Source organism: Acidimicrobiales bacterium (assembly GCA_041394265.1).
Lineage (GTDB): Bacteria > Actinomycetota > Acidimicrobiia > Acidimicrobiales > SZUA-35 > JBBQUN01.
The window spans coordinates 2,956,832-2,970,570 of record JAWKIO010000005.1; the positions used below are offsets into that span (position 1 = coordinate 2,956,832).

Genomic DNA, 13,739 nt, shown 5'->3' on the forward strand with positions numbered 1-13,739 from the left:
GACTGGTCACGTTCAGCGCATTAAATCCATCCGCGGACGCATCTGAAGCCCGCCGATCGCTGGCAACCGGTCGTCACTGACGTCAGCCTCCACGTCTCGAGCACCGACGTGACGTCCAGTTGCCCGGCCGCAGCGACGTCCCCAACCACTCGCTGAGCGGAACGCCAGGAGCATCGCCAAACGCCGGAATGAGGACACCCTGGCTCGTCAGATCGCCATGTCATCGTGTCAGTGAAACGAAGATGCAATCTGGCGCTTTGATCACAGTGAACGTTGCTTGCATAAGAGACGCCGAGCAGGCAGTCTCGCATCATGACTGACGATGCCGAGACGATGACTGTGCGGCCCTGGCATCGCCAGTTCTACCTGCGACGCGGCGCATCCGAATGGAAATCAGACCAAGTCTCCGATGCCGGATACAAGGCAGGAGTCGAGGCGATTGAGGGCTTCGTCTACGTCGGCACGACGATGTTCGGCTCCCCGACTCGGTTGTCGATCCGCACGCACTCGTCCGATCCCGGGCCGCCACAGTCGGCGGACCGATCAGCGGAGGTCACCATCACCGGTGCTGGGAACCTCGCCGTGTTGAACTGGGATCCAGGGGAACCGTGCGTTGGAGAAGTTGAGTTGCCTGACGGTCCGGTCTGCGCCCGAGTAAGCTGGCACGGCACCAAACAGGCAGCTGCGCATGAAGACTGCGAAGTCGGCGGCGAACGTTCGTCGCCGGAGTATCTCGTGCTCGACGTTTGGCCATCGGCGGAGCACGAGTGACCAAACGTGGTGCCCCATATCGCTCACCGGGTGAAGCTGCTTGACCTGTCCCTGATCGCCGGATCGAGGGCTGCGTCGACCACGAGTCGGGCGCGATGGTTCAGCGCAGGGCGATAACGCCCGATACTGAAGACGTGCGCTCGATGATCACAATCGCACGGCAGCAATGCTTGCCACTGCTGCACCAGCGATCCGCCGCGTCGAGGACCGCTCGCTGCGCACCGCTGGCTGCCCTCGAATCTGGTGACGCCGATGACTTCTGAACGATCGGTCGAGTTCGGCCCCGCCTGCCAGTCACCGAACCCGATCCAACGGTGGGAAGCCGGACACCCATACCTCGCCCGTCTGTTCGCCGCGTGGTGGCTGTTCGGATGGCCAGCGATCGGGTTCCTCGGTGCGTCGACCGGTTTCCAATGCTTCGCTGCCGGTTTCGGAGCTCTCGCTGCAAAGTACGCACTCTCGTCCGCCAGCCGCCCCGCTCATCTAGACCGCCGTTCGCGTCTCGTGCGGTACGTGTCGTGGCCGACATGGCTTCCAGGCAGCCATCCCGATCCCGACGTGGCTGTCTCGTCTCCGGCCGAAACGGCATCAACTTCGACACGCGGACCGATCGGGGCCTCACCGAATCCGCTGCAGCGGCTCTCTGTCGTGAGCCCGTTCGGAAGCTACCTGCTGGGAATGGCCATCATCCTTGCTCCCTACGCAGTCGTGGGACTTGTCGGTGGCGCGTCGATCGGCCTTCTCGCCATCGCGATGTCGTTCGGCACGCTTGTGAGTGTTCCGATGGTCGTTCGACATCCGCTTTGGCGGATGACCCGGAACGAACGGTTCGATCGAGAGTTCGTCTACCTTGCTTGGCCGAAGCGATTCCCTGGATACCGCGATCATGAGACGTTGGTGTCTCGCGAACACCGTCGCCGCGCCAGCCTCGCGGACGAACCCCAACCGTCCAGAAAGTGAGCGCCACGGGACCACCAGCGTCATCGACATTGGATCGGGTGCCATCGCGAACGTTGCCCGAGCGAGCAGCACAACCACCGCTGAACACCGCGGACCACGGAGCCCAGCCGAGCGAGATCGGCGAAAACGCAGACGACGAAACACCCCCAAACCCCGCCGATCCAGGCCAGGAGTCCATCCCAGATCGCCGGGAGGATGACGCATTTGCGGTGATGGCGTCGCGTCGCTGTGTCAAGCCCAGTGTGGTGCAGCGTCCTCCAGTCGTCGAGCTTCCGTGCCGATGCTTCGACGGTGGGTTCGCCGTTCCTTGAGTCTGGACAGCTTCATTCCGGTTCGTACGTGTTCGTCCGGCCGGAGGTGAGGATGGAGGACGACCAGCTTCTCGAGCTACTCGGGCTCGGCGCCTACCAGCCAACAAGTGTGCTCGTAGAACGCCAGCGATACGTCGTGATCGGGAACTCGCCCGATTGGACCGTCGTCGGGGACGATTGGGAGTGGGCGAAGTTCCACTCTCCATCTGTGGCCACCGTGCTCAGCCGACTGGTGAACTCGGCCGAAGAAGTGTTTCTCTGCTCGCTCCCCGACACCGACGCCGGCTTCGAGTTCTTCTACTGGCGTGACGGCATGCTGGTCCGGTCCTTCGAGAAGGTCTCCCACGATTGGGGACGGTCCTACGTCGTGGCGGAGATCGGCGCCAGGCTCTCAGCCGAGACCGAACCGATCGACATGCCAGCGGACGAGGCTGCCGAGCGGGTTTGGGCTATCGCCCGGTCACTCGACTTCGACCTGGCGGACTCGCTCGGCACTTACCGCGTGTTCGCCGGGCCATCGACAGAACATCACATTGAGCTCGGTGCCGGGCTGACCAACATGCCGCGCGAGATCTTCGGCAATCCGCGTCTCGGCCCCCATCTCGTGTGGCGAGGCGATTAGCGACTCCCTCCGCCGTTTTGCCAGCACGCTCAGCCAAGCATCCGGATCAACAGGAACCGGCCTCCGAGGTGGACAGCCTTCCATCGTTGCTCGAGAGCGAGCCGGCGGCACCTGACATCAGCGACTCGATGCTTCCGGACCGATCGCAATTCATCGGCCTCCCCGACGGCGGCGCCGCAACCTTCGGTCCGAGGCATTACGTCCACAACCCGCTACGTCGCCCATGAGACGCGACGGCCAGAGTCGAACCATCGCCCCTGATCGCCGGCCGTGAGACGCAGCGCGAGGTGCGGCTGTCGGAAGTAGAGACCTCACTCTTGGCAAAGTTTGCCAAGCTCCGTAGACTCCTGACATGACCACGATGAACGTCTCACTCCCAGACGAACTCAAAAAGTTCGTCGACACGCAGGTCAACGCCGGCGGCTACGGGTCAACCAGCGAATACGTACGAGACCTCATTCGCCGGGCACAAGACCGCGAACGCCTCCGATCCGCATTGCTCGAAGGAGCGTCATCGCCCGCCGCCGCCACCGCTGACGACTACCTCGACACCCTCAGAGCGCGCATCCCGAATACGTGAGCGTCCCAGCCCACATCTCACTGCGCCAACGCGCCATCGACGACGCCGACACCGCCTTCGACTACCTCCGAGCCCAGGCTCCTCCCGGTACCGCCGAGAACTTCGTCGACGACCTGGAACGAGCCTTCAGGCTTCTCGCCCGGCACCCGCTCACCGGGTCGATGCGGTTCGCGTTCGAACTCGACATCCCGAACCTGCGAACCTGGCCGCTCGCACGGTTCCCCTACCTGATCTTTTACGTCGTCAGCGACGATCAGATCGACGTCTGGCGCATCTTGCATGCGAGCAGGGACGTTCCCGCCTCGCTCGCTGACGAGCAGCCAGACCCCCTTCAGCAGTAGCGACCTATCTGGATCGGACCGACACGACTATCCCCTACCGCTCACGGCCTCCGGCTCGAACAACACCCCTGAACGCCGAGTCGATGAGGCGCTGCGAGTCGGTGCGGAGCGTAGACGCGACGGACTGTGGCCTGAACGACGTCTCGAGGTCCTCGCGCCGACCGGCACCGCTCCAAGAAGCCAGCTCGTTGATTCTCGGCTGTGGAGGCTGCTGATCCAGCGCCTCGGGCTGTCAGTCGCTGAGGCTTGTGGCCGCACGACTCGAAGATCAGTTCCAGTCATTGCACTGAATTGCCTCCGCTTCACGAGGTGCGTAGACGCACTCTGCTGACGTGCCATCGTTGGCAACGAACTCGATGCCAATGGTTTCGACATCCATGCCCTCGACCACGAACATGACCAAAGTTCCATCGATCTGATAGCGCTCCACGTGCTCCGACTCAACCGACGTCAGCAGCTTGGACGAAGCGGCGCCGATGACAGCCTCGCTCGCCACGACCACGCTGAACGAGGCGAACATGACACTCTGAAAGCTCAGCGACTCGCCTTCCCATAAGTCGCATGGGAACTTGTCTTCAAACTCTCCGGTGAACTCGCAGCTGCTCCCGAGTCCAACACCCTCAATTCTGTACTCCAAGCCAGACAACGGGGACGCAGCACGGCTCGGAATAGTGCTGAGCGTCGAGGCCGTCGAGCCTCCACCTGTACCGAACGTCGCCTCAGGGGCAGAACCACAAGCGGCGATCACAAGGGTGAGCGCGATCAAAGCTGCCAATGACTGCCGGCGAGCGAACCGCAGTCGAAGTGTCACCCGTTTCCCCTCGGCGGGAACTGTTCGCCCACGACGCACCGACGCCGCCGTGTGCCTGTGAACGAACCGCCTCATCACGCATCAACTTACTCGGCCAGCCAGAGGGTCTAGCCCATCGCCCATGCCGCTGCGCAACTCGCGCCCCCAGATCGGGCTCGACGATCGCCTGCCACAGCACTCTCGGCAGCATGATCGCTCAGGTATCCGCTACCGCTCACCCCTCAAAGTGCCGAAGAGCGCCCCTGATCGGCCGGGAAGATGACGAGCTGTCTCGGCCGGATCGGTGAACGTGGCGAGTTAGTCGAGGAGCACATCATGGTGGTCTTGCGTGCCAGACTTCGTCGATGCAGCCGCTCATCTGGTCGAGTCGCCTTGCTCGCAGTGTCACCCTGCTCGTGTCCGCGTGGTTGGTCTCGATCGAGCTCGGAAGCTCGCGCACGGCGTCGAAGAACGCCGCTGCACACAGCAACACTGGCGAGACCGTCGTCGACACCGCCACCGGCCGTCTGTTCGACACCACGGCGCTGATCCACCTGCTGACCGGACTCCTCGCATCCCTTCTCCTCCCATCACGATCGATACGAGCGCGGCGGACCGTGTTCGGTCTCGGCCTGGCCCTGCTGATCGGAGCAGGAGCACTCAGCAACTGGGCCCGCCGCCATCTCGGACGTTTCCATCGAGATGACCTCACCGTGCACGACGACCACTCGCTCGTCGACAGTGGCCCCTACGGGTCCATCCGACACCCGCTCTACCTGGCCACGGCGTCAGCCCTCGTCGGCGCCGGCGCCGTTCTCGGCAACTGGGTCAGCGTTGCCACGGCGGGACTTCCGACCGCCGCCCTCGTTCGTCGGATCGCCGTCGAGGAGTCCATGTTGGAGCGCCACCTGGGTACCAGCTACGTGGCCTACCAAGCCCGCACCAAGCGGCTCGTTCCGGGCATCTGGTAGGCCAGCGCCGAGGCGCAGCACCCCGTAGAACTCAGCGCCCATGCCCCTGCTACCTCCACCAGGGCTGCAGCGAACGTTTTCCTTTTCAATCGAACATGTGTTCGATATGGTGCCGGGATGGGCTGGCAGAACTCGAAGATGCCATGGCGAGAACTCGAAGCGCAGCTGTCGGATCGCGCTCGTCCGCCTGCCCCTGCCAGGCCGGAGGGGGCCGACGGTGGCGATTCGCCGGCATGGTCCCGCAAGCGGGAACCTTACGTGCCGCCCTCGACAGCCATCGGCCGTCGACCGGCAGCGGCGCCCTATGCCGAGTTGCACTGCCACTCGTCGTTCAGTTTCCTCGATGGGGCGAGCGATCCGGAACGACTGGTCGAGGAATCGGCCCGGTTGGGCCACGAGGCATTGGCCATCACGGACCACAACGGGTTCTACGGCGTGGTCCGCTTCGCCGAGGCGGCGCGGGCTGTTGGCCTGCCCACCGTGTTCGGCTCGGAGCTCACGGTCGACAAGCTCGACATCTCGCAGGCCCAGCCCGACCCCGACGGCACCCACCTCCTGGTGCTGGCCCGCGACCCCAAGGGCTATGCCGCACTGGCCCGGGTCATCAGCGAGGCCCAGCTGGCGGGGGAGAAGGGGGCGCCCCGGTTCTCGATGTCGTCGCTCGATCGGTGGCTCGAACCGGGAGAGGAGCAGCACTGGTTGGTGCTCACCGGCTGTCGCAAGGGGGCCGTGCCCCGGGCGCTCGAGCGAGAGGGACCGGCGGCCGCAGCACGAGCGCTCGACTCGCTGATCGGCCGCTTCGGGCGCTCGAACGTGGCGGTGGAGCTGTGGGACCACGGCAGCCCGCTCGACAGCGTTCGCAACGACGCCCTGGTCGAGCTGGCCATGCGGGCCGGTGTCGACATCATCGCCACCAACAACGTGCATTACGCCACCCCGGCCGATCGTCGCCTGGCCACGGCCATGGCCGCCGTTCGAGCCCGCCGCAGCCTCAACGAGATGGACGGCTGGCTGCCCGCCACCTCGAGCGCCCACCTGCGCTCGGGCGACGAGCAGCTGCGCCGGTTCGTTCGCTATCCCGGTGTGGTCGAGCGAGCCGCCGAGCTCGGTCGCGAGTGTGCCTTCGACCTCGCTCTCGTTGCCCCGAGACTCCCACCCTTCCCGTGCCCGGACGGGCTGAGCGAAATGGGGTTCCTCCGGCGGTTGGTCGAGGAAGCGGCCGTGCACCGCTACGGAACGCGCGACAACGAGTACGTCCCCGGGGCATGGAACCAACTCGATCGGGAGCTCGACCTCATCGAGCATCTGGGGTTTCCTGGCTACTTCCTGGTGGTGTGGGACATCGTCGACTTCTGTCGCCGCAACGACATCTACTGCCAGGGCCGCGGCTCGGCCGCCAACTCGGCGGTGTGCTACGTGCTCGGCATCACCAAGGCCGACGCCGTCTCGCTCGGCCTGCTGTTCGAGCGATTCCTCTCCCCGGAGCGAGACGGTCCGCCCGACATCGACCTCGACATCGAATCCGACCGCCGGGAAGAGGCGATCCAGTACGTCTACGAACGCCATGGTCGCCGTCACGCGGCCCAGGTCGCCAACGTCATCACGTATCGGGCGAAGTCGGCGATCCGTGACGCCGCCAAGGCACTGGGCTACGCCACCGGCCAACAAGACGCCTTCTCGAAGGCCACCGATCGCTGGTCGGGACTCAAGAAGCAGACCAGTCGGCAACAGCAACCTGGCCAGCGACAGCAGGACGCGCTCGACCTCCCGGCCGACGTCCTCGAGTTGGCCCAGCAGTTCGAGGACCTGCCCCGCCATCTCGGCATCCACTCGGGAGGCATGGTCATGTGTGATCGACCGGTCATCGAGGTGTGCCCGGTCGAACGGGCTCGAATGGAAAACCGGACCGTCCTGCAGTGGGACAAGGACGACTGCGCGGCCGCCGGTCTGGTGAAGTTCGATCTGCTCGGGCTGGGCATGCTCTCGGCGCTGCACTACGCCGTCGATCTGATCACCGAGCACCACATCCCCGACTACGGCGAACCGGTCGACCTCGCCGCCATCCCCCAGGAGGAAGCGGTCTACGACATGCTGTGCCGGGCCGATTCGGTCGGGGTCTTCCAGGTGGAGTCCCGGGCCCAGATGTCGACCCTGCCCCGTCTCAAGCCTCGCAACTTTTACGACCTGGTGGTCGAGGTCGCCCTGATCCGACCCGGTCCCATTCAGGGCGGCTCGGTCCACCCCTACATCCGGCGCCGCAACGGCGAGGAACCGGTCACCTACCTGCATCCACTGTTGGAGGGAGCGCTCGAGAAGACCCTCGGGATCCCACTGTTCCAGGAACAGCTGATGCAGATGGCCATCGACGTCGCCGGGTTCGCCCCCGGTGAGGCCGACGAACTGCGCCAGGCCATGGGGTCGAAGCGGAGTCGGGCCCGCATGGAGCGACTACGTCAGCGGTTCTTCGCCGGTATGGCCGAGCGTGGGGTGACGCTCGACATCGGCGAGCAGATCTGGAACAAGCTCGCCGCCTTCGCCAACTACGGCTTCCCCGAGAGCCACTCGATCAGCTTCGCCTACCTGGTCTATGCCTCGTCGTGGTTGAAGCTGCACTACCCGGCCGCCTTCTGCGCCGCTCTGCTCCGCGCCCAACCGATGGGGTTCTACTCGCCGCATTCGCTGGTGCAAGACGCCCGTCGGCACGGTGTCCCCACGTTGACGCCCGACATCAACATCTCGCTCGACCATGCGTCGTTGGAGCGGATCGCCGACGGTGTGGCCGAGCCCGAGATCACCAGCCCCGGTGCCTCGTCGATCGCCGCCGAGCGGCTCGACCACGGGTGGGCCGTTCGGTTGGGTATCGGCTCGGTGCGCCACATCGGTGAAGAGCTGGCGGCCACCATCGTCGCCGGTCAGCCCTACGCCTCGATCGAAGACGTCGCCCGTCGCACCGGCGCCAACCGTGAGCAGTTGGAAGCGCTGGCCAGTGCCGGGGCGTTCGACTCGCTCGGCAGCAAGAAACAACAGGGCTCGGGGCAGCAGGGTTCGGGAGAGCAGGTTTCGGGGCAGCAGGGTTCGAGCCGGCGTCAGGCGTTGTGGACCGCCGGTGCGGTGGCGCAGGCCACGGGTCGGGGCCGGCTCGAGGGGATCGTCACGGGCACGCATGCCCCGCAACTCCCCGGCATGGGCGACAAGGAGGAGGCGCTGATCGACCTGTGGGCCACCGGGGTGGCACCTGATGGCCACCCCACCCGGTTCCTGCGGGCCGAGCTCGATCGCAAGGGTGTGGTGCGGGCCTGTGATCTCGCCAACTGCGACGACGCTTCGAAGGTGTGGATCGCCGGCGTCGTCACCCATCGCCAGCGACCGGCAACGGCGTCGGGCACCACGTTCATCGGTCTGGAAGACGAATCCGGGCTCATCAACGTGGTGGTATCGCTGGGATGCTGGACCCGCTTCGGACGGGTGGCCAGGAACGCACCGGCGTTGCTGATCCGGGGCCGGGTCCAACGTCAGGGCGCCGTGGTCAACATCGTGGCCGAGCGGATCGAACCGCTGCCGATCACCAACGAGGTCGAGGGGCGGGTCGACCAGAACGCCACCGAACTGCGCGACGCCACGGCCAGCATGAGCCGCGACTTCCGCTGACCACTTCCATGACCGCGGGACTTTCGCCGGCAGAGGCTCGCCAGTAGCGTCCGCCTGGTGACCACTGGCTCCGCGACGACCATCCCGGCCCGCTCGGCCGACCAGCTCGACAGTGCCCGAGGGTGGTGGGTCGTTGCGGCCGCGGTCACCTCGATGTTCGCCGTGTTCGGCGTCGGCTACAGCTTCGGCACCTTCTTCAAGCCGATGGCCGACGACTTCGACGCCGGGTCCGGGGCCACCGCCCTCGTGTTCAGCATCACGATCGCCCTGTCGTTCCTGCTCGCGCCGGTCACCGGCAAGCTGGCCGACCGCTTCGGTCCACGCCCGGTGCTGTGGCTCGGAGCGACATCGATCCTCGCCGGCCTGCTGGCAACGGCGGCCACACCGAACCTCTACCTCGGCTACGTGACCTACGGCGTCGGCGTCGGTCTCGCCATCGCCTGCGGCTACGTGCCGATGGTGGCGACGGTCGGCGGCTGGTTCGAGCGTCGCCGGGCAATGGCGATGGGCATGGCGGTCGCGGGGATCGGGCTGGGCACGCTGGTCGGCGCGCCGCTGTCGGCCCGCCTCATCGGCGCCACGTCGTGGCGCACCACGTTCGTGATCTACGCCTGCGGGTGCGCCGGGCTGTTGCTCTTGGCATCGATTCCGGCTCGGTTCGGGCCGGCGGCGGTGCCGTCCTCGTCGCCCCGGTCCATTCGCGAACTCTTCCGTTTGCGTGACTTCCGACTGCTCTATCTGTCGAGCCTGTCCGTCACGTTCGGATTGTTCGTGCCGTTCGTGTTCCTCGCCAAGTACGCCGACGAGCGAGACATCGGTTCGGTCGCCGCTGCCAGCCTGGTGGGGTTGATCGGCGGTTCGAGTGTGGTCGGCCGGCTCGGGCTCGGCGGCATGGCCGATCGGCTCGGCCCGATGCGGTTGTACCGCTTCTCGTTCGTGGTCATGGCACTGAGCCATCTCATCTGGTTCGCCGCCGGTTCGAGCTTCGCCCTCCTGGCGACCTACGCCATCATCCTGGGCCTGGGCTACGGCGGCTTCATCGCCATCTCGCCGGCCGTGGTCGCCAGCCGATTCGGCCTCGACAACCTCGGTGGCACGCTGGGCACGCTCTACACCTCGGCGGCGTTCGGCAGCCTGTGCGGCCCACCGATTGCCGGTCTGCTCATCGACGGACCCGGCTACGGCACGGCGATCCTGGCGGCTGCTGCGATCAGCGGGGTGGGAGCGTTGGTGCTCACTCGGATCCCCTAACCCACCGATCAGCGTCCAGTGACCACACGCGAGGCGGCGCGAACACCACCTCCCTCCGTGACCAGGTACCTTCTGTGTGGTCACACCAATGGGAGGGAACACCATGAAGCACACCACTGGCCGAGCATCGTTGCTGGCAGGCATCGCCCTGATCGCCGCTGCGTGCGGAGGGTCGAGCGACAACGGCCTTGCTTCGACGGCCGAAACGGCGACCTCCACGACCGCGGCCGAGACGACTACCACCACCGCAGCCGCCGAGACCACCGAGACGACGGTCGAGGAGACCACCACCACCGTCGAGGAGACCACCACCACGGCCGCTCCGGCCGACACCGGTACCGACCCGTTCGAGGGCATGACCGATGCCGAGCGGGCTGCAGTGCTCGATCAGATGGGGCTCACCGAGGAGCAGCTGGCCCAATTCGAGTTGCTCCTCGATACCGATGCCGGCAAGCAGATCATGGCGCAGGGGATCGTCGACGCCACGAGCCTCACCAACGAGCAGGCGCTGTGCATCGTCGAGAACGGCGACATCATCGGCCTGATGGTCGGGGTCACCGGCGGGTTGACCGAGCCCGACAGCGAACTCACCGCCTCGTTCCTGCGCACCCTCGATACCTGCGGCATCCCGCTCTCGGCCTTCGAGGGCTGAACGGGCGCAGATCGAGTTGGTGTCAGGCGTTGGCTGCCTGCGCCGCGGCCTTGCGGGCCTTGACGACGCGAGCCCGGGCGATGGGATCGAGTTCGACCTTGCGCAGGCGAACGTGGTCAGGGGTGACCTCGACACACTCGTCGTCGGCGATGAACTCGAGCGCCTGCTCGAGTGACAGCACCTTCGGCGGGGTCAGCTTCACGGTGGCGTCGGACGAGGCGGCGCGGTGGTTGGTCAGCTGCTTCTCACGGCAGACGTTGACGTCCATGTCTTCGGTGCGGCTGTTCTCGCCGACGATCATGCCGGTGTAGACATCGGCCGTCGGTGCCACCAGCATCTGTGCCCGCTCCTGCAGCGAGATGAGGGCGTAGGCGGTGACGGGGCCCTTGCGATCGGCGACGAGTGAGCCGGTGCGACGCACACGGATCTCGCCGAACCACGGCTCGTAGCCCTCGAAACTCTGGTTGAGCACCCCGGTGCCGCGGGTCTCGGTCATGAACTCGGTGCGGAACCCGATGAGACCTCGGGCCGGCACCAGGTAGTCGAGCCGGACCCAGCCCGTGCCGTGGTTGACCATGTTGGCCATCGCACCTTTGCGGGCGGCGAGGAGCTGGGTGACGGCGCCGAGGAACTCCTCGGGCACGTCGATGGTGACGCGCTCGACCGGTTCGTGCACCTTGCCGTCGATCTCGCGGGTCACGACCTGGGGCTTGCCGACGGTCAGTTCGAATCCCTCACGGCGCATCTGCTCGACGAGGATGGCGAGCTGGAGCTCGCCGCGGGCCTGGACTTCCCAGGCGTCGGGACGATCGGTGGGGAGGACCCGGAGGCTCATGTTGCCGACCAGTTCGGAGTCGATCCTGCCCTTGACCAGTCGGGCGGTGAGCTTCGAGCCGCTCTGGCCGGCGAGCGGCGAGGTGTTGATACCAATGGTCATCGACAGCGACGGCTGGTCGACCTCGATGACGGGCATGGGGCGGGGGTCTTCGGCGTCGACCAGGGTCTCGCCGATGAGGATGTCCTCGATGCCGGCGACGGCGACGAGGTCGCCCGGTCCGGCAGATTCGGCCGGCACACGAGTGAGAGCCTGGGTGAGGTAGAGCTCGCTGAGCTTGACTCGCTGGAGCGAACCGTCGACTCGGCTGAGCGACACCGACTGGCCCTTGGTGAGCGTGCCGTTCATGATGCGGCACAGTGCGAGGCGACCGAGGTAGGGCGAGGAGTCGAGGTTGGTGACCCATGCCTGCAGCGGGTGGCCCTCTTCGTAGAACGGAGCCGGGATGTGCTCGACCATCAGCTCGAAGAGTGGTTCGAGGTTCTCACCCTTGACGTCTTGGTCGAGCGATGCCCAGCCGTCACGCGCCGCGCAATAGACGATCGGGAACTCGATCTGGTCATCGCGGGCGTCGATGTCGAGGAAGAGCTCGTAGACCTCGTCGACGACGTCGGCGATGCGGGCGTCGGGGCGGTCGACCTTGTTGATCACGAGGATGACCGGCAGGTCGCGAGCGAGCGCCTTGCGGAGGACGAACCGGGTCTGAGGGAGCGGACCCTCGGCGGCGTCGACCAGGAGGACGATCCCGTCGACCATGGTGAGGGCTCGCTCGACCTCGCCGCCGAAGTCGGCGTGGCCGGGGGTGTCGACGATGTTGAGCGTGATGCCGTTCCAGACCACCGAGGTGTTCTTGGCGAGGATCGTGATGCCCTTTTCCTTCTCGAGGTCGCCGGAGTCCATGACCCGGTCGGCCACGGCCTCATTGACCCGGAACGCTCCCGTCTGGCGGAGCATGGCATCGACCAGGGTGGTCTTGCCGTGGTCGACGTGGGCCACGATGGCCACGTTGCGAAGATCAGAGCGCGTCGCCATTGCGGCTACCTCAGATGTGTACTAGGGGGACACATCAGGCTATCTGCAGCTCAGGGTCGTTCAGCCGTGGGTGCGGACAGGCTGGGTCGTTCAGCCCTCGGTGGTCCACAGCCGAACCCAGCCGCTCTCTACCTCGAGCTCGGCCGTCTCGTAGCCATCCTCGCCTGGCAACACCACGTGGTAGGCCCCTTCGGGGTCGATCACCCGCACCCGCTGGTAGGGCAGGCGACGAGCGGCGGCCGCCATCACGGCATCGGCGGTGTCGAACCGACCGAGGCAGGCGACCATGCGCACCGTGGGGGAAATCATCTCGAATTCACCTGCACTCCACCGTTCGAGCGCGTCGTCGGGGCGAATCCACTCCCAGGCCACGATCTCGCCGTCGTCGTGCTCGGGAACTTGATCGGCGGGGGCGTGGGCGACGAAGAACCGGGCGTCGAAGCGTCGGGGTGATCCCAGGGGTGTGATGAAGCGGGCCACCTCTTCGATGCCCGAGGCGTCGAGCGTGATGCCGTGTTCGAGCACGAGGTCGGCGAAGACCGATTCGTCCTCTCGTACCCGGCGCCGCATCTCGACCAGGTCGACGTCGGTCCGGTCGGCGGCGAGGAGCAGGCCCGCCTCCTCGAACGTTTCACGACAGGCGGCGAGCCACCACGCGAGGCCGCCGGACGGCACGTCGAGGATGGTGGTCGCCTCGGCATCGGAGAGACCGGTGAACATCGTGTCGAAGTCGTCGTGGTGGTCTTCGGGATCGACCCGTCCGCCAGGGAAGACCCACGCCGCTGGGGCAAAAACCAGCCGTGCCGTGCGGCGCAGCATCAGGACATGGAGCGAGGGGGCACCGTCGAGACCCGGCCGGTCGGCGAGGAGCATGACGGTGGCGGCGTGCGAGATGGGGACAGCGTGAGGGTCGAACGCTGGTGTGTCAGCGTGAGGGTCGAACGCCGGTGTGGCTCCCGTGGTCGGCTCGCTCAT

The 13,739-nt window shown here is 66.1% G+C and carries 11 protein-coding genes; 8 read left to right on the forward strand and 3 right to left on the reverse strand.

The genetic code is table 11. The features are described from left to right. The first annotated feature begins 312 nt into the window (after positions 1-312). The 4 genes from R2733_14545 (at position 313) to R2733_14560 (ending at position 3,585) form a co-directional block, all read left to right on the forward strand. The gene (locus R2733_14545) at positions 313-771 is read left to right on the forward strand and encodes a hypothetical protein (protein ID MEZ5377721.1); all 459 of its coding nucleotides are present in this window, start codon (positions 313-315) and stop codon (positions 769-771) included. Between the two features lie 1,323 nt (positions 772-2,094). Then, positions 2,095-2,664 (forward strand): hypothetical protein, encoded by a 570-nt coding sequence (locus R2733_14550; GenBank protein MEZ5377722.1) that lies wholly within the window; start codon positions 2,095-2,097, stop codon positions 2,662-2,664. Positions 2,665-3,016: 352 nt separating this feature from the next. After that, complete coding sequence (locus tag R2733_14555; GenBank protein MEZ5377723.1) at positions 3,017-3,244, forward strand: type II toxin-antitoxin system ParD family antitoxin; 228 nt, start codon at positions 3,017-3,019, stop codon at positions 3,242-3,244. Further along, a complete protein-coding gene (locus R2733_14560) occupies positions 3,241-3,585 on the forward strand; it encodes a type II toxin-antitoxin system RelE/ParE family toxin (GenBank protein ID MEZ5377724.1) in 345 nt (114 codons plus the stop codon). Before R2733_14555 ends, R2733_14560 begins: the two co-directional genes overlap by 4 nt. A 268-nt stretch (positions 3,586-3,853) precedes the next feature. On the opposite strand, the gene R2733_14565 is transcribed toward R2733_14560, so the two are convergent. Continuing rightward, entirely contained in the window at positions 3,854-4,396 is a 543-nt protein-coding gene (locus tag R2733_14565; protein ID MEZ5377725.1) for a hypothetical protein, read from the reverse strand. 344 nt (positions 4,397-4,740) lie between these two features. Here R2733_14565 and R2733_14570 point away from each other — a divergent pair, with 344 nt between their 5' ends. The 4 genes from R2733_14570 (at position 4,741) to R2733_14585 (ending at position 10,897) form a co-directional block, all read left to right on the forward strand. Continuing rightward, entirely contained in the window at positions 4,741-5,346 is a 606-nt protein-coding gene (locus R2733_14570; GenBank protein ID MEZ5377726.1) for an isoprenylcysteine carboxylmethyltransferase family protein, read from the forward strand. A gap of 117 nt (positions 5,347-5,463) precedes the next feature. After that, a complete protein-coding gene (locus R2733_14575) occupies positions 5,464-8,994 on the forward strand; it encodes an error-prone DNA polymerase (GenBank protein ID MEZ5377727.1) in 3,531 nt (1,176 codons plus the stop codon). A 57-nt stretch (positions 8,995-9,051) separates the two neighbouring features. Then, positions 9,052-10,245, forward strand: a complete 1,194-nt coding sequence (locus R2733_14580; GenBank protein ID MEZ5377728.1) for an MFS transporter — start codon at positions 9,052-9,054, stop codon at positions 10,243-10,245. A gap of 103 nt (positions 10,246-10,348) precedes the next feature. Further along, positions 10,349-10,897, forward strand: coding sequence for a hypothetical protein (locus R2733_14585; GenBank protein ID MEZ5377729.1), 549 nt, complete (start codon positions 10,349-10,351; stop codon positions 10,895-10,897). A gap of 22 nt (positions 10,898-10,919) precedes the next feature. On the opposite strand, the gene typA is transcribed toward R2733_14585, so the two are convergent. Both typA and R2733_14595 read right to left on the reverse strand, forming a co-directional pair. Then, positions 10,920-12,764, reverse strand: coding sequence for a translational GTPase TypA (gene typA, locus R2733_14590; protein MEZ5377730.1), 1,845 nt, complete (start codon positions 12,762-12,764; stop codon positions 10,920-10,922). 90 nt (positions 12,765-12,854) lie between these two features. Next, the gene (locus R2733_14595) at positions 12,855-13,739 is read right to left on the reverse strand and encodes an NUDIX domain-containing protein (GenBank protein MEZ5377731.1); all 885 of its coding nucleotides are present in this window, start codon (positions 13,737-13,739) and stop codon (positions 12,855-12,857) included.